Source organism: Streptomyces capillispiralis (assembly GCF_007829875.1).
Taxonomy (GTDB): Bacteria; Actinomycetota; Actinomycetes; order Streptomycetales; family Streptomycetaceae; genus Streptomyces; species Streptomyces capillispiralis.
The window spans coordinates 7058789-7078316 of record NZ_VIWV01000001.1 but is presented as its reverse complement, the minus strand read 5'-3'; the positions used below and the strand labels follow the sequence as shown (position 1 = coordinate 7078316).

At 73.8% G+C, this 19528-nt stretch carries 18 protein-coding genes; 9 read left to right on the top strand and 9 right to left on the bottom strand.

Annotated elements, in window-relative coordinates; all coding sequences use genetic code 11:
• Nucleotides 1-22 precede the first annotated feature (22 nt).
• Nucleotides 23-1168 (top strand): methyltransferase, encoded by a 1146-nt coding sequence (locus FHX78_RS31185; protein ID WP_189908637.1) that lies wholly within the window; start codon nucleotides 23-25, stop codon nucleotides 1166-1168.
• Here FHX78_RS31185 and FHX78_RS31180 read toward each other — a convergent pair.
• Nucleotides 1158-2027: a class II fructose-bisphosphate aldolase gene (locus FHX78_RS31180; RefSeq protein ID WP_145870728.1), complete on the bottom strand. Its 870-nt coding sequence runs from the start codon at nucleotides 2025-2027 to the stop codon at nucleotides 1158-1160. The genes FHX78_RS31185 and FHX78_RS31180 overlap by 11 nt on opposite strands.
• Before the next feature lie 20 nt (nucleotides 2028-2047).
• On the bottom strand, nucleotides 2048-2929 hold the full coding sequence (locus tag FHX78_RS31175; protein ID WP_145870727.1) for an SIS domain-containing protein: 882 nt from the start codon (nucleotides 2927-2929) through the stop codon (nucleotides 2048-2050).
• A 136-nt stretch (nucleotides 2930-3065) separates the two neighbouring features.
• Here FHX78_RS31175 and FHX78_RS31170 point away from each other — a divergent pair, with 136 nt between their 5' ends.
• The gene (locus FHX78_RS31170) at nucleotides 3066-3845 is read left to right on the top strand and encodes a DeoR/GlpR family DNA-binding transcription regulator (RefSeq protein WP_145870726.1); all 780 of its coding nucleotides are present in this window, start codon (nucleotides 3066-3068) and stop codon (nucleotides 3843-3845) included.
• A 108-nt stretch (nucleotides 3846-3953) separates the two neighbouring features.
• On the top strand, nucleotides 3954-5789 hold the full coding sequence (locus tag FHX78_RS31165; RefSeq protein WP_145870725.1) for a glycoside hydrolase family 15 protein: 1836 nt from the start codon (nucleotides 3954-3956) through the stop codon (nucleotides 5787-5789).
• Between the two features lie 3 nt (nucleotides 5790-5792).
• Here FHX78_RS31165 and FHX78_RS31160 read toward each other — a convergent pair whose 3' ends face one another.
• Nucleotides 5793-6710, bottom strand: coding sequence for a hypothetical protein (locus tag FHX78_RS31160; protein ID WP_145870724.1), 918 nt, complete (start codon nucleotides 6708-6710; stop codon nucleotides 5793-5795).
• Nucleotides 6711-6970: 260 nt separating this feature from the next.
• Here FHX78_RS31160 and FHX78_RS31155 point away from each other — a divergent pair, with 260 nt between their 5' ends.
• On the top strand, nucleotides 6971-7642 hold the full coding sequence (locus tag FHX78_RS31155; RefSeq protein ID WP_145870723.1) for a phosphatase PAP2 family protein: 672 nt from the start codon (nucleotides 6971-6973) through the stop codon (nucleotides 7640-7642).
• Nucleotides 7643-7849: 207 nt separating this feature from the next.
• On the opposite strand, the gene FHX78_RS31150 is transcribed toward FHX78_RS31155, so the two are convergent.
• The 4 genes from FHX78_RS31150 to FHX78_RS31135 all read right to left on the bottom strand — a co-directional run bounded on the left by FHX78_RS31150 (nucleotide 7850) and on the right by FHX78_RS31135 (nucleotide 11673).
• Entirely contained in the window at nucleotides 7850-8605 is a 756-nt protein-coding gene (locus FHX78_RS31150) for a cupin domain-containing protein (RefSeq protein ID WP_145872230.1), read from the bottom strand.
• On the bottom strand, nucleotides 8599-9540 hold the full coding sequence (locus FHX78_RS31145) for a DUF6807 domain-containing protein (RefSeq protein WP_145870722.1): 942 nt from the start codon (nucleotides 9538-9540) through the stop codon (nucleotides 8599-8601). The genes FHX78_RS31150 and FHX78_RS31145 overlap by 7 nt, the downstream gene beginning before the upstream one ends.
• Nucleotides 9537-10652, bottom strand: coding sequence for a Gfo/Idh/MocA family protein (locus FHX78_RS31140; RefSeq protein ID WP_145870721.1), 1116 nt, complete (start codon nucleotides 10650-10652; stop codon nucleotides 9537-9539). Before FHX78_RS31140 ends, FHX78_RS31145 begins: the two co-directional genes overlap by 4 nt.
• A gap of 232 nt (nucleotides 10653-10884) precedes the next feature.
• Nucleotides 10885-11673: a response regulator gene (locus tag FHX78_RS31135; RefSeq protein WP_145870720.1), complete on the bottom strand. Its 789-nt coding sequence runs from the start codon at nucleotides 11671-11673 to the stop codon at nucleotides 10885-10887.
• Between the two features lie 414 nt (nucleotides 11674-12087).
• On the opposite strand from FHX78_RS31135, the gene FHX78_RS31130 reads away from it, so the two are divergent.
• The 5 genes from FHX78_RS31130 to FHX78_RS31110 all read left to right on the top strand — a co-directional run bounded on the left by FHX78_RS31130 (nucleotide 12088) and on the right by FHX78_RS31110 (nucleotide 18052).
• Nucleotides 12088-13071: a Bug family tripartite tricarboxylate transporter substrate binding protein gene (locus FHX78_RS31130; protein ID WP_167532005.1), complete on the top strand. Its 984-nt coding sequence runs from the start codon at nucleotides 12088-12090 to the stop codon at nucleotides 13069-13071.
• Complete coding sequence (locus FHX78_RS31125; protein WP_145870718.1) at nucleotides 13068-13619, top strand: tripartite tricarboxylate transporter TctB family protein; 552 nt, start codon at nucleotides 13068-13070, stop codon at nucleotides 13617-13619. Before FHX78_RS31130 ends, FHX78_RS31125 begins: the two co-directional genes overlap by 4 nt.
• 1 nt (nucleotide 13620) lies before the next feature.
• Complete coding sequence (locus FHX78_RS31120; RefSeq protein WP_145870717.1) at nucleotides 13621-15105, top strand: tripartite tricarboxylate transporter permease; 1485 nt, start codon at nucleotides 13621-13623, stop codon at nucleotides 15103-15105.
• A gap of 177 nt (nucleotides 15106-15282) precedes the next feature.
• Complete coding sequence (locus FHX78_RS31115; protein ID WP_145870716.1) at nucleotides 15283-16371, top strand: GDSL-type esterase/lipase family protein; 1089 nt, start codon at nucleotides 15283-15285, stop codon at nucleotides 16369-16371.
• 43 nt (nucleotides 16372-16414) lie between these two features.
• A complete protein-coding gene (locus tag FHX78_RS31110; RefSeq protein WP_145870715.1) occupies nucleotides 16415-18052 on the top strand; it encodes a cellulase family glycosylhydrolase in 1638 nt (545 codons plus the stop codon).
• Nucleotides 18053-18104: 52 nt separating this feature from the next.
• Here the strand turns inward: FHX78_RS31110 and FHX78_RS31105 are convergent, their stop codons facing one another.
• Together FHX78_RS31105 and FHX78_RS31100 are read right to left on the bottom strand one after the other, a co-directional pair.
• Entirely contained in the window at nucleotides 18105-18767 is a 663-nt protein-coding gene (locus tag FHX78_RS31105) for a class F sortase (RefSeq protein WP_244403712.1), read from the bottom strand.
• Nucleotides 18768-18933: 166 nt separating this feature from the next.
• Nucleotides 18934-19422, bottom strand: coding sequence for a hypothetical protein (locus FHX78_RS31100; protein ID WP_145870714.1), 489 nt, complete (start codon nucleotides 19420-19422; stop codon nucleotides 18934-18936).
• Between the last annotated feature and the right edge of the window lie 106 nt (nucleotides 19423-19528).

The following is a 19528-nucleotide window of genomic DNA, read 5'->3' as shown; positions in this document are numbered from 1 at the left end:
GCTCGGCTAGCCTGGCAGCACGATGAACGACCGTATGACGACTCCGTGGGGCGAGCTCGCGCTGGCCCGGTTCCCCGAGGATCCGCGCGACCGGCTGCGCGCCTGGGACGCCTCCGACGCGTATCTGCTGAGGCATCTCGCCGAGCGGCCGGTGCCGCTCTCGGGGACGGTCGTGGTCGTCGGCGACCGCTGGGGCGCGCTGGTCACGGCGCTCGCGGAGCACCGGCCCGTGCAGATCACCGACTCCTGGCTCGGCCAGGAGGCGACCCGCGCCAACCTGGCCCGCAACGGCGCCGGGCCGGACGGCGTCCGGCTGCTCACCACGCAGGACCCGCCGCCGGAGCGGATCGACGTCCTGCTCGTGCGGGTGCCGAAGAGCCTGGCGCTGCTGGAGGACCAGTTGCTGCGGCTGGCGCCCGCCGTGCACGCGGACACGGTCGTCGTCGGCACGGGCATGGTGAAGGAGATCCACACCTCGACGCTGAGGCTGTTCGAGCGGATCCTCGGCCCGACCCGCACCTCGCTCGCCGAGCAGAAGGCGCGCCTGGTCTTCTGCACACCGGACCCCGCGCTGAAGCGTCCCGCCAATCCCTGGCCGTACCGCTACGCGCTGCCCGACGACGTCGGTCCCGTCTCCGGGCGGACCGTCGTCAACCACGCGGGGGTGTTCAGCGCCGACCACCTCGACATCGGCACCCGGTTCTTCCTGCGGCACCTGCCGGCCGCGAAGGACGGTGACCTGATCGTGGACCTGGGCTGCGGCAACGGTGTGGTCGGTACGGCGATGGCACTGGCCGACCCGGCGGCCGAGGTGCTGTTCGTGGACGAGTCCTTCCAGGCCGTGGCGTCCGCCGAGGCCACGTACCGGGCGAACGGGCTGTCCGGGCGGGCCGGGTTCCGGGTCGGTGACGGCCTGGCGGGCGTGCCGGCCGGCAGTGCCGGCCTGGTGCTGAACAACCCGCCCTTCCACTCCCACCAGGCGACCTCGGACGCCACCGCCTGGCGCATGTTCACCGGCGCCCGCCGCACCCTGCGTCCGGGCGGCGAGCTGTGGGTGGTCGGCAACCGGCACCTCGGGTACCACGTGAAGCTGCGGCGGCTGTTCGGCAACAGCGAGGTCGTGGCGTCCGACCCGAAGTTCGTGGTGCTGAGGGCCGTCAAGCGGTAGCCGCGGGGACCGGGCCCAGGGTCCGGATGATCTCCGCGACCGCCCGGGTCATCGCGTCCCGGCCCGCCGTGAGGTAGCTGCGGGAGTCGACCGCCTCGGGGTGGTCGGTGAGGAACTGCCGGATCGCGCCCGTCATGGCGAGGTTGAGGGCGGTCCCGACGTTGACCTTGGTGATCCCGCCGGTGACCGCCGCGGCGAGTTCGTCGTCGGGCAGACCGGAGGAACCGTGCAGCACGAGGGGCACGTCCAGGGCGGCGGTCAGCCGCTTGAGGAGTCCGTGGTCGAGGGTGGCGGTACGGGTGGTCATGGCATGGGTGGTGCCGATGGCGACGGCCAGCGCGTCCACGCCGGAGTCAGCGACGAACGCGCGGGCCTGAGCGGGGTCGGTGCGGGCGCCGGGGGCGTGGGCGTCCAGCGCGCCCTGTCCGTCCTTGCCGCCGATCTCGCCCAGCTCGGCCTCGATCCACAGCCCCTGGGCGTGGGCCCAGTCGACGGCGGCCCGGGTCGCGGCGAGGTTGTCGGCGTACGGCAGCCGGGCCGCGTCGTACATCACCGAGCCGAAGCCGGCGTCCGGTGCCTGCCGCAGCAGGGCGTCGCTGCGCACGTGGTCGAGGTGCAGCGCGACCGGGACGCCGGCCTGTTCGGCGGCGGCGACGGCGGCGCGGGCGAGCGGGAGCAGGCGGCCGTGGCGGAACCTGACGGCGTTCTCGCTGACCTGGAGCACGACGGGGGCGTTCACCGACTCGGCGCCGGCGACGACGGCCTCGACGTGTTCGAGGGTGATGATGTTGAAGGAGGCGACCGCCGAGCGGTGCGCGGCGGCGCGGGCGACGAGTTCGCCGGTGGTGGTGAGGGGCACGGCCGGTCCTTTCCGACGGGTCAGGGCGCGAGGACGACCGAGCGGGTGAGGTGCCGGGGCCGGTCGGGGTCCAGGCCGCGGGCGGCGGCGACGGCGACCGCGAGCCGCTGGACGCGGACGAGTTCGGCGAGCGGGTCGAGGCCGCCCTCGATCCACAGTCCGCCGGTCGCGCGGACCTGGTCGGCCAGCCCGTCGGGGGCCGTGCCGAGCATCCATGTGGCCGTCCCCCGTGTGGTGACGCTGATGGGGCCGTGCCGGTACTCCATCGCCGGGTAGGCCTCCGTCCAGGCGAGCGCGGCCTCGCGCATCTTCAGCCCGGCCTCGTTGGCCAGTCCGACGCTCCAGCCGCGCCCGAGAAAGGTGAACTGGGAGCAGTCCACGAGCCCTTCGGGCGGCGGCGTCTCCAGGGCCGTGCGCCCGTCCTCCTCGACCGCCGCGGTGTGCAGGCCCAGGTGGGCGCGGAGCAGGGTGAGGGCCGTGGTGGCGAACCGGGTCTGGACGACGGAGCGTTCGTCCGCGTAGTCGAGGACGACGGTCCCGTCGGCGAGCGACATCACCGGGGTGTCCGGGTCGGCGGTGACCGCCGTGGTGCGAATGCCGCCGGTCAACCGGCCGAGCAGGTCCAGGACTTCGGTCGTGGTGCCAGAGCGGGTGAGGGCGACCACGTGGTCGTAGGCCCGTCCGTGCGGGAACTCGGAGGCGGCGAAGGCGTCGGTCTCGCCCTGGCCCGCGCCCTCGCGCAGGGCGGCGACGGCCTGCGCCATGAAGTACGACGTGCCGCAGCCGACCACCGCGACCCGTTCCCCCGCCACCGGCAGGACCGGGGCGTGGGCCGCGGCCTGCGCGGCGGCGCGCCGCCAGCACTCGGGCTGGCTGTTCAGCTCGTCCTCGACATGCGTCATGCCGCACCCCTGACCGCTCGGTGATTGTTCCTGCAAGATAGAGCCAGCTTTCGAGCAGAATCAAGCATCGTGCGGGGAATCGGGTGCGTTAGGGTCACCGGAGAGTGCGAGACGAGGCCGGGGACGGGAGGGGCGGATGTCGCGGGACGCCCGCTGGAAGGCGCTGCTGGAGCTGCTGGTCGAGCGCGGCCGGCTGGACGTCGAGGAGGCGGCCGGGGAGCTGGCGGTGTCGGCGGCGACGATCCGGCGCGACTTCGACCAGCTGGCCGAGCAGCAGATGCTGGTGCGCACCCGGGGCGGCGCGGTGGTGCACGGGGTGTCGTACGAGCTGCCGCTGCGCTACAAGACCGCGCGGCACGCCTCGCGGAAGCAGCGGATCGCCAAGGCGGTGGCGGAGCTCGTCGCGCCGGGCGAGGCGGTCGGGCTGACCGGCGGTACGACCACGACGGAGGTGGCGCGGGCGCTGGCCGTGCGCGGTGATCTCGCCTCCGGGTCGCCGGCGCTGACCGTGGTGACGAACGCGCTGAACATCGCCAACGAGCTGGCCGTACGGCCCCAGTTCAAGATCGTGCTGACCGGCGGGGTGGCGCGGGCCCAGTCGTACGAGCTGGTCGGGCCGCTCGCGGACGGGGTGCTGGGGCAGATCACCCTCGATGTGGCGGTGCTGGGTGTCGTCGCCTTCGACGCCGCACACGGCGCGGCCGCCCATGACGAGGCGGAGGCGGCGGTCAACCGGCTGCTGTGCGAGCGGGCCGAGCGGGTGGTCGTGGCGGCCGACTCCAGCAAGCTGGGCAGGCGGGCGTTCGCCCGGATCTGCGCGGCCGGCTCGGTGGACATCCTGGTCACGGACTCGGCGGCGGACCCGGACGAGGTGCGCCGGTTCGAGGAGGAGGGCCTGCGGGTCGTCACGGTGTGAACCGGTGCGGCCGGACCCGCCCGGATCGTGCGGGAGCGACCCCCGGCACGATCCGGGCAAACCCCCCTTAAGCTGGCAGGTGAGGCGTGCCGGGCCAGGGAGGCTGCGATGGACGGGACGGCCAAGGAGCGGGACGGGTCCGCGACGCGCGGGTACGTGCCGATCGCCGACCACGGGCTCATCGGTGACATGCGCAGCGTGGCCCTGGTGGGCACCGACGGCACCATCGACTGGTACTGCTGCCCGTCGTTCGACGCGCCGAGCGTCTTCGCCGCGATCCTGGATGCCGAGCGGGGCGGCTGCTTCGAGCTGGCGGCCGCCGTGCGGGCCCGCACCAAGCAGTTCTACTTCCCCGACACCAACGTCCTGATCACCCGGTTCTACACCGAGGACGGGGTCGGCGAGGTGCAGGACTTCATGCCGGTCGCCGACGGGCCGGCCGAGGAGGACCGGCACCGGCTGATCCGGCGGGTGCTGTGCGTGCGCGGCTCGCTGCGGTTCCGGACGCGGGTGGCGCCGCGGTTCGGGTACGGCGCCGTGCCGCACACCCTGCGGCTGACCGGCGACCTCGCCGTCTTCGACTCCCCCGACCTGTCGCTCGCGCTCACCTCGACCGTCCCGCTGGAGGCCGACGGGACGGATGTGCGGGCCGATTTCAAGCTGGCCGAGGGCGAGACGGCGGTGCTGGCCCTGGACCGGGTCGGCGGCGAGGTGGCGCCCGACCGGTGCGAGTGCGGGGAGGCGGAGCGGCAGTTCGCCGCGACGGTGGCGTACTGGCGGCGCTGGCTGTCCTCCTCCCGCTACCGGGGCCGCTGGCGGGAGATGGTGCACCGCTCCGCGCTCACCCTGAAGCTGCTCACCTACGCGCCGACCGGGGCGATCGTGGCGGCGCCGACGACCAGCCTGCCCGAGGAGCTGGGCGGGGAGCGCAACTGGGACTACCGGTACGTGTGGGTGCGCGACGCGGCGTTCTGCGTGTACGCGCTGCTGCGGCTGGGCTTCACCGAGGAGGCCGAGGCGTTCATGGGGTTCGTCTCCCAGCACATCAGCCCCGGCGACGGCAGTCCGTCCGGCCCCCTGCAGATCATGTACGGCATCGACGGCCGCACCGAGCTGCCCGAGCGCGAACTCGGCCACCTGGCGGGCCATCGGGGCTCGGCACCGGTCCGCATCGGCAACGCCGCCGCCGACCAGCTCCAACTCGATGTCTACGGGGCGCTGATCGACTCCGTCTACCTGTACGACAAGTGGGCCGAGCCCGTCTCCAGCGAGCAGTGGGACCATGTGACGGCGCTGGTGGACTGGGTGTGCGCGCACTGGGACCAGCCCGACGAGGGCATCTGGGAGACGCGCGGCGGGCGGAAGAACTTCCTGTACTCGCGGCTGATGTGCTGGGTGGCGATCGAGCGGGCCGTCCGGATGGCCAACCGGCGCGGCCTGCCCGCCGATCTCCCCCGCTGGCAGGCGAGCCGTGACGCCGTGTACCGGCGGATCATGAGCCACGGCTGGTCCGCGTCACGGCGGGCCTTCGTCCAGCACGAGGACGGAGACGTCCTGGACGCGGCCGTCCTGATGATGCCGCTGTCGAAGTTCATCGCGCCGAGGGACCCCAAGTGGCTGTCCACGCTGGACTCCCTCACCGAGGACCTGGTGTCCGACTCACTGGTCTACCGCTACGACCCGCAGACGAGCCCCGACGGGCTGAACGGCGACGAGGGCACGTTCTCCATCTGCTCGTTCTGGTACGTCGAGGCGCTGACCCGGGCCGGACGGCTCGACGAGGCGTCCCTGGCCTTCGAGAAGATGCTGACGTACGGCAACCATCTCGGCCTGTACGCCGAGGAGATCAGCCACACCGGGGAGCAACAGGGCAACTTCCCGCAGGCGTTCACCCATCTCGCGCTGATCAGCGCCGCGTTCAACCTGGACCGGGCCCTCGGCTGACGCTCAGTGGCCGTGACCGTCCTCGGCGTGCTCCGGCGCTCCGGCGCTCTGCCCGGCCGGGACCGTGAAGGCCGCGGTGCGGACGACTCCGCCGTGCTTGAAGTCGAGGAACAGCCGGTAGCTGCCGCCGCTGGGGGCCGTGGCCGTGAAGGAGACCTCCGGCCCGGAGGGGGTCGTGCCGTCGCCGGGTTCGCCGTGCGGGTGGACGTGCAGGTAGGCGAGGTCTCCGGAGCGCAGGGCGACCAGATGGCCGTAGGCGCCGAGGTGCGGTTCGAGGTCGGTGACCGGTGCTCCGTCGCGGGAGACGGTCAGCCGCAGTTCGCTCGACCGGCCCGGGCGCAGCCCTCCGGTCAGCTCGACCTCGTAGCCGTCGACGCGGGCCGTGGCGGCGGCTCGCGGCAGCTCCTGGGGGTGGTAGGACCCGGAGACGGCGAGGTCGGCGCCGAGGGTGAGGTTCCGTGCGCCCTCGGCCTCGGGAGTGAAGTCGGCGAAGACCCGGTAGCCGCCCGCGTGGGGCAGTTCGACGGGGGTGCTCCAGGTGCCGTCGGCGGCGCGGACGGGGTGCAGATGGCGGTAGGTGCGCAGGTCGCGCGAAGCCACGATCAGATGCAGCTCCTTATCGTGCTCCCGACGGAACTCGGTGACGGGCCGGCCGCTCGTGTCCCGGACCGTGAAGCGCAGGTCGGCGGGCTGCCCTGCGGCGACGCGCGGGGTCCTCAGATCGAGGGTGTACCCGCGCTCGGAGATCCGGAGCCCGCCGACGGCGTCCCCACCGCGCTCCCGCGCCGGCGAGGAGGAGGCGTGCGACTCCGGCGCCCGGTCCGCGACGACCGGGTCGAGCCCCTGACCGATCCCGTAGGCCGTGCCGAAGGTGGCGGCCAGCGCGGCGGCGAACGCGGTGATCTTCAGTCCGGTATGCATGGCCGTCTCTCCCAGAAAACGGTACCTGTGACTCACGAAAAGCCATCGACACAGCTCACAATACCCCCCAGGGGTACTCAGTCAAGCCGGACAACCCCCCGCCACACATACGGGCGGGGGTATAAACCCACATGCCCCGCAATCAGCTCCCACCGGGGCGGCCGGTTCTCCCGTGTGGATCATGCGTACCGTGGGCACCTGGTGAATTCCCGCCTCAGCGCGCGGGACGCCACTCCACGAAGTCACCGCGGGAGAGACAGATGAGCGAGCCGCCCACCGCCGACCAGGACGTCACCCGTCCGCTCACCCGGCCCGTACCGCCCGCCGACGGACTGCGCAGAGTCGCCTCCGCCGTGCTCGGCGACCTCAGGGCCGTGGACGGCGCCCTGTACGCGGCGGTCGCCGCCACGCCCACCCCGACCCTGGACCGGGCCCTGCGCCGGCTCTCCCACACGGCCGACCACTCCAAGATCTCGTTCACGATCGCCGGCCTCCTGGCGCTGAGCGGGGCACGGCCGCGCCGGGCGGCGCTCGTCGGGGTCGGCGCCATCGCCGTGGCCTCGGCGTCGGCGAACCTGCTGGGCAAGCGCCTGGTCCGCAGGGCCCGTCCGGACCGCGAGGCGGCCCGGGTCACCGTGGACCGGCACGTGCCGATGCCGACGTCGGCGTCCTTCCCCTCCGGGCACACCGCGTCGGCGGTGGCGTTCGCCACGGCGGTCGGTACGGTCCTGCCCGCCGCGTCGGTCCCCCTGGGAGCGCTGGCGGGGGCGGTCGCCTACTCGCGCGTCCACACGGGCGTGCACTACCCGGGGGACGTGGCGGCCGGTGCGGTCCTGGGGATCGCCAGCGCCGCGACCGCCCTCGCCGTGGCGACGGCCCGCCTGCCGGCCTCGTACACCCGCGGCGGCATCCGCATCCCCCGACGCCCCTGACCGCAGGAACAACGACGGCGCACCGCCCCCGGCCGACGACGCCGCCGATCCTCGTACGGCGCGGAGGTGACGGGGCGGGAGTGCCCGCCCGCAGCGGCCGGCGCGTCCGCCCCCTCACCTCACCGGGCGGCCGGTTCCGCGCCGGACCGAGGACGGGAACCCCCGCCCCGGCCCCGCCCCGCCCACCGGCGGCGCACGGCGCGAACGTCACCCGCCCCCGTACGGCACCGTGACCCCCGGCAGCGCGTACTCGTCCCGCCGTCCGCACATGCCGTACCCGCCCCGCCGGCTGGGTTCGGCCCGGTACGCCGACGCCGCACCGAGGTGGGCGGCGTCACCGGCCGCCAGCGCGTCCAGCTGCGCACCCGTGCGCTCGGCGGCGGCCAGCGCACCGGCCCGCCACAACTCGCGCCACAGCGGCACCCGTTCCCGCACCAGCAGGGCAGCCGCACGCTGGAACGCGCGGTAGGGCCCCGCGTCCCCCGCGACGAGCGCCTCCCGCAGCACGAGGTACCCCTCGACCGCGAGGTCCCGCCGGCGCCGCGCCGCCGCCTCCGCCCCCGCACCGGCCGGGAGCGTCGCGGCGCCGGCGTAGCGGTCCGGGTCGGCCAGCACCTCGGTGGGGAAGGTGAACACCGCGTCCCCGGCCTCGGGAAGGCCGCTGTTCTGCATCAGCACCGTGACCCGCAGGTCACCGCCCTGGACCATCCGGTGCACGGTCCCCGGGGTGAACCACGCCACCGTCCCCGGCTCCAGCGGCGTGTCCCGGTAGCCGTCGGGGCTCAGCGTCTGCACGGCACCCCGGCCGCCGGTGACGACGTACGCCTCCGTGCACACCAGATGCAGGTGCGGGCTGCCCCCGCACACCCCGTCGGCGGCCTCCCAGTCGTACGCGCTGAGGTGCGACAGCCCGACGGCGCCGGGCAGCGGCGCGGCAGGCGGCGGCACGGGCCCGCTCACCAGGGCAGCCCGTCCAGATGCGCCCCCACCCGCTCCCGGTCCCACGCCCCGTCCGCGACCACGATCCGGTACCGGTAGGCGAACGACTCCCCCGGCGGCAGCGCGAACTCCTCGAAGAACGCCCAGGAGAACGCCACCGACGGAATCGGCTCCGCGCGCACGAACCAGTGCGAGGGGTGGATGGCGCCCGCCTCGTCCAGGTTCTCCGGCGCGTGGGCGAAGACGAGCGTGGAGTGGCCGTCGTACTCGTCGTGTTCGGCGCTGAAGGCGAGCCAGGGACCCTGCGTACCCATGAGCCGGCCGGCACCGGCGTCGGCGTCGGAGTCGGGGGTGAAGACCGTCCCCCCGGTGAAGTCGCGCGGGCCGCGCCACTGGAGCCCGGTGTAACCGGCCATCTCCCGTCCGGCGGTGGTCGGCGAGCCGAACCGCAGCGCGGAGTCACGGAGGTTGGTGAGCCGGATCGACCAGTCCAGCACCCACGCGCCGGCCTCCTCGTCGACCGAGTGGACGCTCAGCCCGCGTTCCTCCCGCGCCCACTCGGCGCCGCCGTTCTCCACCCAGGTGAGGTCCTCGGTGAGGTCGCAGCGGTCGTCCCGAACCGTGAAGGCGGAGAACCCGTCGTGCCGCATCGAGCCGACGCGTTCCGGCAGCGGGAGGTAACCCCGGCCGTGCACATACGAGTTGCCGCCCCAGAAGTTCTGCCCCGACAGATGACTGGCCGTCATCTGCAGTCCCTTGTGCCACCGGTGGTCGCTCGGGCGGTACCCGGTCACCGTGCGCCCGCCGAGCGTGCGCACCGGATGGGCGTACGGCTTGCGGGACTCGAACCGCTCGGGGTCCGGGCGGTAGACGTACCGGAGGATCTCCGTACCGCCCGCGGCGGTCACGGTGACGGCCTCACCGTGCGTGTGGGTCACGCCGATGCCACGGCTGTTCATGCCCGCTCCTTGGATGCCCAGTCGGTACGGCCACCGTGCATGGCCTCGTGGAAGGGGTCGCCGGGCACGATCTCGCCCGCGCGGACCGGTCGGCCGGTGAACGCCGCCTTGTAGAGCGCCGCGGCGAACTCCAGCGTGCCCCGCGCCTCCCGTCCGCTGCCCGGAGGCCGCCGGCCGGCGTCGTGGGCGTCGAGGAGCGCGTCGAGCTGCGCGGTGTGGGAACTGGGCACGTCGTGCGCGGGCGCGCGCCAGGCGGCGGCGCGCTCGGCGGGGACGTGCCGGGCCGGGGTGTAGGTCCAGTCGTCGTTGACATGACCGTAGAGGTGGGTGAGTTCGACGGTGGCGTCGGCGCAGTCGACCCGGATCCGGCTCACCTCGTCCGGCGAGAGCACGCTGTTGACGACGGTCGCGAGCGCGCCGTTGCGGAAGCGGACCAGGGCGGTGGAGACGTCCTCGCTCTCGGTGTCGTGGACGAGCCGTGCCGCCATGGCCCGTATCTCCTCCCACTCGCCGAGCAGGTGCAGCAGCAGGTCGTACTGGTGGATGCCGTGCCCCATGGTGGGCCCGCCGCCCTCGGTCGCCCACCGTCCGCGCCAGGGCACGGAGTAGTAGGCGGCGTCCCGGTGCCAGGTGGTCTGGCAGTGCGCGACCAGCGGCGCGCCCAGCTCCCCGCGCGCGATCAGCTCGCGCGCGTGCGCGGCACCGGAGCCGTAGCGGTGCTGGAAGACGACGGACGCGTACGCGCCCGACGCCTCCTCGGCGGCGGCGATCTCGTCGTACTCGGCGAGGGAGAGGCACAGCGGCTTCTCGCACAGCACCCAGGCGCCCGCCCCGAGCGCGGCCACCGTCTGCTCGCGGTGGAGCGACGGCGGGGTCCCGATCAGCACCAGGTCCGGGCGTACGGCGTCCAGCATCGCGCTCATCGAGGTGAACCCGGCGACCCGCTCCCCGGCCTCCGCGCGGAAGGCGTCGAGCCGGCCCTGGTCCACGTCGACGGCGGCGACCAGCTCGGTGCGGTCGGCGTGGGCGCGCAACGCGGGCAGATGGCCGCCGGTGACGATGGCGCCGGTGCCGACGACGGCGACGCGACGGCGGACGGGGGGCAAGGACATGCGGCGCTCCTTGGAGACGGTAGAGGCGAGGGGGAAAGCGCTTTCCCCCGACCGACGACCCTAGGGCCGCCCCCACCCCTGGACAACCCCCACCGCCCCGGCCGGGACCCGGGCACCGCAACCGCCGCGGCCGGGACCCGGGCACAACCGCCCCGCCCCGCCCCGCCCCGCCCCGCCCGGCCGCACCTCACCCGACCCGCCCCCGCCGCGCAGATCAGCCCCGCACCCACCCCTACGCCCGCGCCGCACCCCCCGGCCGGAGCCCGCCGGTGCGCCCACCGGCCACCCCCGCGCTCCCCGGCCCCAGCAGCCGGTACCGCCGCTCCGGCCGTCCCGTCGCCCCGTACCGCAGCGACACCTCCACGCTGCCGACGGTGTGGAAGTGCTCCAGGTAACGGCGGGCGCTGACCCGGGACACCCCGGTGAGCCCGGCGCACTCGGTGGCCGACAGCGTGCCGCCGGCCGCGCGCAGGGTGCGCTCGATCAGCCCCGCGGTCTCCGCGCTCATCCCCTTGGGCAGCACCGGGGACACGGCCACCGCCGCCCCCGCCCCCGCCAGCACCCGGTCGACGTCCGCCTGACCGCGGACGACCGTGTCGAGCAGCCGGCCGCGCTGGACGGCGTACCGCTCCAGACGGCCCCGCAGGTCCTCGAAGTCGAACGGCTTCAGCAGATAGTCGACGACCCCGTGCCGGACGGCCCCGCGCACCGCGTCCGCCTCCCGGGCGGCGCTGATGACCATCACGTCGCAGTCGTGCCCGGCGGTGCGCAGCCGGGGGATGACGTCGAGGCCGAAGAGATCGGGCAGATACAGGTCGAGCAGCACGAGATCGGGGCGCAGCTCGTCCACGGCGGCGATCGCCTGCTCGCCCGTGCCGGCGACGCCGACGACCCGGAACACGTCGAGGCGTTCGACGTAGGCGCGGTGCACCCGGGCCACCCTGAAGTCGTCGTCGACCACGAGCACGTCGATCGTGCCGTCGTCGGCGGGCGTGGGACGCCCGTCCCGCGTGCCGGTCATCGGTTTCCGCTCCTTCCGCCACCGCTTCGGTGAGGTGGCCGGCGGCCGTGCGGGCGGACCGTCCGCCCCGGCCCGTCCGGCGCGCCGGCCGCCCGTCCCCGCGACGGGCCGGCCGTCGCCCCGCGGGCCGACCGCCGCGGCCGGCCCACCCGACGGACCGACCGCCCCGGCCGCGCGACACGGCGTCGCACGGGCGGGCCCGGCACTGCCGGAGCCGCCATCATGGCCCTCACCTGCGGCCGGGGAAAGAGACGTACGCCACTGGAGGCGGTGCGCTGACGCAATGAACACAACCTCCATTGCTTCCGCAAGGGCGACAGCCGGGCGGTACGCGGGCACCATGTGGCCCGCGTCACCCTCCCCCCACAGGGCTTGGCGTGATCCCAGACGACCGACCGACAGGTGGTGGCATTCGTGCGCCTGCGCACACCCCTCGCCCTGCTCGGGGCCGCCGTGCTCGTACTCGTGGGCCCCCCGCTGCTCACGACCGGCAGCGGCACCGAGAGCGGCACCCAGATCCCGGGCCTGCGTTTCATGGTTCCCAACACGCCCGGCGGCGGCTACGACATCACGGCCCGTACGGCCGCGAAGAACGCCGAGGACGCCGGGCTCACCCACACCGTCGAGGTGTTCAACCTGCCCGGTGCCGGCGGCACCGTCGGCCTCAGCCGGCTGGTGAGCGAGCACGGCAACGGCAAGCTCGCCATGTCGATGGGCCTGGGCGTGGTCGGCGCCGTCCGCTCCAACGACGCGCCCAAGACCCTCGCCGACACCACCCCGATCGCCCGGCTCACCGAGGAGCAGGACGTCGTGGTGGTCGGCAAGGACTCCCCGTACAAGACGATCGACGACCTGATCGGCGCCTGGAAGGAGAACCCCGGCAAGCTCCCGGTGGGCGGCGGGTCCTCCCCCGGCGGGCCCGACCACCTCGCGCCGATGCTGATGGCGAAGGCCGCCGGGATCCCGCCGAAGCAGGTCAACTACATCCCCTTCGACGGCGGCGGCGAGCTGCTTGCCTCGATCCTCGGCAACAAGGTCGCCTTCGGCGTCTCGGGTGTCGGCGAGTACCTCGACCAGATCAAGTCGGGCGAGCTGCGACTGCTCGCGGTGACCGGCCCGCGGCGCGTCGCCGGGCTCGACGCACCCACGCTCCAGGAGGCCGGCTACGACGTGAGCTTCACCAACTGGCGCGGCATCGTCGCCCCGCCCGGCCTCACCGAGGCCGAGCGCGACAAGCTCGTGCGCCTGGTGGAGGCGCTGCACGACTCGGACGAGTGGCGCGAGTCGATGAAGCGGAACGGCTGGGACGACGCCTTCCTGACCGGCGAGGAGTTCGGCGCGTTCCTGGACGCCGAGGACAAGCGCGTGGTCTCGGTACTGAAGGAGCTGGGACTGTGACGACACCGACCCCCACCCCGGCCGCCGGCACCGCCCCGGCGCCCGCCGCCGGACGGCGCTCCTGGCTGCGCGACCACTCCGAACTCGGCGTCTGCGTCCTGCTGCTGGCCCTGGGCGTGCTGGTGCTGACCGACGCGCTCACCATGGACGTCGACATCGCCCAGCGCGGGCCCGTCGGCCCGAGGACCGTGCCGCTCGTCGTCGGCGGCGGACTGCTCGTCGTCGCCGCGCTGCTCGCGGTCGACGTACTGCGCGGCGGCCGGGGCCAGGCGGAGGGCGGCGAGGACATCGACCTGTCCGAACCCGCCGACTGGCGCACCGTGCTGCTGCTGACCGGGGTGTTCCTCGGCGCCGCCGTGCTCATCGAGCCGCTCGGCTTCCCCGTGGCGGGCGCGCTGCTCTTCTGGGGCGCGGCCCACGCGCTCGGCAGCCGCAGACTCGACCGCGATCCGCTGATCGCGGCGGTGCTCTCCCTGGTCACCTACGCCGTGTTCAACAACCTGCTCGGAGTGCCGCTGCCCGGCGGTCCGCTGATGGGAGTGCTGTGACATGAACGCCCTCAACTCCCTCATGGACGGCTTCGGTACGGCCCTGACCCCGCTCAACCTGCTGTGGGCCGCCGTGGGCGTGCTGCTCGGCACGGCGATCGGGGTGCTGCCCGGCATCGGCCCTGCGATGGCGGTGGCGCTGCTGCTGCCGGTGACGTACGGGCTCGATCCGATCGGCGCGTTCATCATGTTCGCCGGGATCTACTACGGCGCGATGTTCGGCGGGTCCACCACCTCGATCCTGCTGAACACGCCCGGTGAGAGCGCCGCCGTGGTCGCGGCCATGGAGGGCAACCCCATGGCCAAGTCCGGGCGCGGCGCCCAGGCGCTCGCGGCGGCCGCCGTCGGGCACTTCGCGGGCGGCATGGTCGGCACGATCCTGCTGGTGGCGCTGGCCCCGACGGTGGCCGACCTGGCGGTGGACATCGGCGCGCCGGACTACTTCGCCATCATGGTGCTGGCGTTCATCGCGGTGACGTCCGTGCTCGGCTCGTCCCGGATCCGGGGCATGGCCTCACTGCTGATCGGTCTGACGATCGGTCTGGTGGGCCTGGACCAGATGACCGGCCAGCAGCGGCTGACCTTCGGCTCGCTCCAGCTCGCCGACGGCATCGACGTGGTGATCGTCGCGGTGGGCCTGTTCGCCATCGGCGAGGCCCTGTGGGTCGCGGCGCACCTGCGGCGCCGGCCGCCGGAGCCGATCCCGGTGGGCCGGCCGTGGCTGGGCCGCGCCGATCTGAGGCGCACCTGGAAGTCCTGGGCGCGCGGCCCGTTCATCGGCTTCCCCTTCGGGGCCATCCCGGCGGGCGGCGCGGAGATCCCGACCTTCCTGTCGTACGTCACGGAGAAGCGGCTGTCGAAGCACAAGGACGAGTGGGGCAAGGGCGCCATCGAGGGCGTCGCGGGCCCGGAGTCGGCCGCGTCGGCCTCGGCGGCGGGCACCCTGGTGTCCATGCTGACGCTCGGCCTGCCGACCACGGCGGTCGCGGCGGTGATGCTGGCGGCGTTCCAGCAGTACGGCATCCAGCCCGGCCCGCTGCTCTTCGAGCGCGAACCGGACCTGGTGTGGGGCCTGATCGCCTCGCTGTTCGTCGGCATGGTGCTGCTGCTCGCCCTGAACCTGCCGCTGGCGCCGGTGTGGGCGAAGCTGCTGCGCATCCCGCGGCCGTACCTGTACGCGGGGATCATGTTCTTCGCGGCGGTGGGCGCGTACGCGGTCGGCGGCGAGGTGATCGACCTGGTGATCCTGCTGATCATCGGTCTGATCGGTTTCGGCATGCGGCGCTACGGACTGCCGGTGCTGCCGGCCGTGATCGGGGTCATCCTCGGCCCGGCCGCCGAGCAGCAGCTCCGCCGCGCCCTGCAGATCAGCGACGGCAGCGTCGCGGGGCTGGTGGACACACCGTTCTCGGTGACCGTCTACGCGGTCGTCGTCCTGCTGCTGGCGTGGCCGCTGGTGCGCCGGGCGCTGCCCCGGAAGGGCTGACCTGATCGAACGACGGGTTCGACCGTCGGGGCGCGGCACGCCGAGGCCGCGCCCCGCGGGCGTACGCCCCTGCGGGCCCGGAACGGCGTGCCGTCCCACCCCTTGACGCGTCAATGACAACAGTGGCTTGATGTCCGTCATGGGAGCGCTCCCACCTCATCCAGGGAAGGGAAAACCATGCGCGACACCCGTCTGCTGCGCTTACGCACGCTTCCGCTCATCGGCCTGCTGGCCGCCCTGCTCCTCCCCCTCGGCGTGGGCCTCGCGCCGGGCGCGGCAGCCGCACCCGAGGCCACCCCGGTGCGCGTCATGCCGCTCGGCGACTCCATCACCGGCTCGCCCGGCTGCTGGCGGGCGGTGCTGTGGAACCGGCTGCTGGAGGCCGGCCACATGGACATCGACTTCGTCGGCACCCTGCCCGAGCAGGGCTGCGGCGTGGCGCACGACGGGGACAACGAGGGGCACGGCGGCGAGTTGGCCACCCACGTCGCCGACCAGGACCTGCTTCCCGCACGGCTGGCCGCCACCCGGCCGGACATCGTTGTCATGCACTTCGGCACGAACGACGTCTGGAGCAGTGTCCCCACCGACCGCATCCTCACCGCGTACACCGAACTGGTGGCGCGGATGCGGGCGTCCAACCCGGACATGCGGGTCCTCGTCGCCCAGCTCATCCCCATGAACCCCAGCACCTGCGCCGCCTGCGCGCAGCGCGTCGCCGACCTCAACGCCCGCATCCCCGCCTGGGCCGCGGCGACGAGTACCACCCGCTCGCCGGTGACCGTCGTCGACCAGTGGACCGGCTTCGACACGGCCACGGACACCTACGACGGCGTGCACCCGAACGCCGCCGGCGACGCGAAGATCGCCGCCCGCTGGTTCCCCGCCCTGGCGGCGCTCCTCGAGGACGGCGTGCCGGGCGGTCCCGGTGGCCCGGGCGACGGCGGTCTCGTCTGCACCGCGTCCTTCCGGGCGGTCTCCGGCTGGCAGGGCGGGTACCAGGCCGAGGTGACGGTCCGCAACACCTCCTCCGCGCCCCTGCCCGGCTGGCGGGTGACGGTCGCGCCGGCCGACGGCGCCCGCGTCACCCAGGTCTGGAACGGCACCCTCGCGACGGCCGCCGACGGCACGGCCACCGTCACCGACGCGGGCTGGAACGGCACCCTGGCCCCCGGCGCGAGCACGGCCTTCGGCCTCATCGCGACCACCCCCGCGACGTCCGCCCCGGCCGCGACCGTCGGCTGCGCGGTCACCGCCTCCTCCTGACGCACGGCACCGTACGAGACCCCCCACATCCACTGGAGCCGCCATGAGATTCCCCGAACGTCCCCTCCCCCGTGCGGCCGGCCTCGTCGCCGCCCTCCTCGGACTGCTCCTCCCGCTCCTCACGCTCACCACCGCGGCCCACGCGGCGCCCACCGGTTTCCGCGTCGAGAACGGCCGGCTGCTCGAGGCGTCCGGCAACGACTTCGTGATGCGCGGTGTCAACCACGCGCACACCTGGTACGCCGACCGGATCGGCTCGCTGGCGCACATCAAGGCCAAGGGCGCCAACACCGTGCGCGTCGTGCTGTCCAGCGGTGACCGGTGGACCCGCAACGACGCCTCGGACGTGGCGAACGTGGTCGCGCAGTGCAAGCAGAACCGGCTGATCTGCGTCCTGGAGGTGCACGACACCACCGGTTACGGCGAGCAGAGCGGGGCCACCACCCTCTCCCGGGCGGCCGACTACTGGATCAGCGTCCAGAGCGCCCTGGCCGGCCAGGAGGACTACGTCATCGTCAACATCGGCAACGAGCCGTACGGCAACACCAACTACACCGCCTGGACGGCCGACACCAAGGCGGCCGTCCAGAAGCTGCGCTCCGCCGGCTTCGACCACACCCTGATGGTCGACGCCCCCAACTGGGGCCAGGACTGGGCGTTCACCATGCGCGACAACGCGGCCTCGGTGTTCGCGGCCGACCCGGACGCCAACACGGTGTTCTCCATCCACATGTACGGGGTGTTCGACACCGCCGCCGAGATCAGCGACTACCTCGGCCGCTTCGTCGCCGCGAAACTGCCCATCGTGGTGGGCGAGTTCGGGCACGACCACTCCGACGGCAACCCGGACGAGGACACCATCCTGGCCGTCACCCAGCAGCTCCGCCTCGGCTACCTCGGCTGGTCGTGGAGCGGCAACGGCGGCGGGGTCGAGTACCTCGACATGGTCACGAACTTCGACCCGAACCAGCTGACCAGCTGGGGCCGGCGCCTGTTCGAGGGCGCCAACGGCATCGCCGCCACCTCCGAGGAGGCCGCGGTCTACGGTTCCGGTTCCGGCGGCGACACCACGGCCCCGACCGCCCCGGGCACCCCGGCCGCCTCGGCGGTCACCGCGTCGTCCGCGACCCTCACCTGGGGCGCCGCCACCGACGCGGTCGGGGTGACGGGCTACGACGTGGTGCGGATCAGCGGGAGCACGGAGTCCGCCGTCACCACGACGACCGGTACCTCCGCCACCGTCACCGGCCTCACCGCGGCCACCTCCTACACCTTCGCCGTGTACGCCAGGGACGCCGCCGGCAACCGCTCGCGGCGGTCGGCCACGGTGACCGTCACCACGTCGTCCGGCGGGACGACGGGGGCCTGCGCGGTCGGCTACCGGGTGACCGGCGAGTGGCCCGGAGGCTTCCAGGGCGAGATCACGGTGCGCAACACCGGGGCGGCGGCGGTCAACGGGTGGACGCTGCGCTGGACCTTCCCCGCCGACCAGCGCGTCACGAACATGTGGGGCGGCACGCCCGCCCAGAGCGGTGCCGACGTCACCGTCACCTCCGCCTCGTACACCGCGGCGATCCCGGCGTCCGGCTCGGTCACCGTCGGCTTCACCGGCACGCGGACGGGCGCGAACCCCGCTCCCACGGCGTTCAGTCTCAACGGCGCGGACTGCTCCGTGGCGTGACGGACGGGCTGCCCGGAGGGTTCCTCCCCCTTCCGGGCAGCCACCCGGCCGGTCAGACGAGGTGGGCGAAGACCACCAGGTTCTCGGTGTAGTCCCTGGCGGCGCGGTCGTAGTCGCCCGCGCAGGTGATGAGCCGGACCTGGGCGTCGGGCGTGTCGGCGTACACGCGCGCGTCGGGGAAGTCGTCCTTCTCGAACGACTCCGTGTCGTCCACGACGAACGTCGCCTTGCTGCCGTCCTCGCGCAGCACCCGGAAGCGGTCGCCCTTCTCCAGTTCGCCCAGGCGCGCGAACACCGCCGGGGACGTCGCCGTGTCCACGTGCCCGGCGATGATCGACGTACCGCGTTCGCCCGGGGAGACGCCCTTGGCGTGCCAGCCGACCAGGTTGGTGTCGTGGGCCGGCGGCGGTTCGAGCTGCCCCTTGCGGTTGATGGCGAGATCGGTGAAGGGGGCGTCGACGTCGATGGCGGGGATCAGGAGCCGGGTCGGCTCGGAGCGGGGCAGCGGCCGGGCCGGCGCCTTGCCGGCGGGCTCACCGGCCGCCGGGTCGCTCGCGGCGGTGCCGGACGGCGCGGTGGACACCGCGGGGGGCGCGTGCGGTCCGTGGGCGTCGTCGGGCGGGTCCTCGGCACCGCCCAGCAGCGTCGTGGCCAGCACCAGGCCGGCCCCGCTCCAGAAGACCGCCGTCATGGCGGTGCGCAGTCTCCGCCTCATCGGCGACGCCGGATCGGTTGCGAGGGGGGTGGGGGGACTGGCCGGCATCGGGGGAACCACCTCATTCGGGCACGGCAGCGGGTACGGCGGGCGGCGGGGCGAGCGGGGCCGCCGGAACGCGCGAGGCGCGCACGACGGCCCCGACCGGTATGCCGCCGGGCATGGCTCAGGCCACGTTCCCGGAGACCTTCTTGCGGCGCAGCGCGTACGCGCCGGTGCCGAGGACGGCGAGTGCGGCCAGTCCGCCCGCGGTGACACCGGGCTCGGCGAGACCGCCGCCGCCGGTGTGCATCCCGCCGCGCGGCTTCTCGTGCTTCCACTCCTTGTCCTGCTTGCCGCTCCAGGACTCCTCGCTCTGGGAGTCGCCCTTGTCCTTGTAGGTCTCGGGGTCGTACTTGGGGTCCTTGGCGGTGCCCCAGTCCTCCTCGCTCACGGCGGCCAGCGCCCCGCCGCCCGTGTGCATTCCGCCGTGCGGCTTGTCGTGCTTGCCGTCCTTGTCGTGCTCCTTGCTGTAGGAAGAGTCGTCGTGCTCCTTGCTGTAAGAGGAGTCGTCGTGGCCCCCGTCACCCGTGTGGTCGGCGTAGGCTGCGGGCGCGGCGATGGCGAGGGCCGCCGTAGCCGTCGCGGTGGCGAGCACCATGCGGGCAGAGCGCATCTGAGAGTCCTTCCGCAGGAGGCCGGGCGGCTGACCCCTCGTCAGCGCTGATGTCCCGTTCTCCGGCGTGATCCACCGTTAGTCATGCCGGCCGGTCCCACCATCC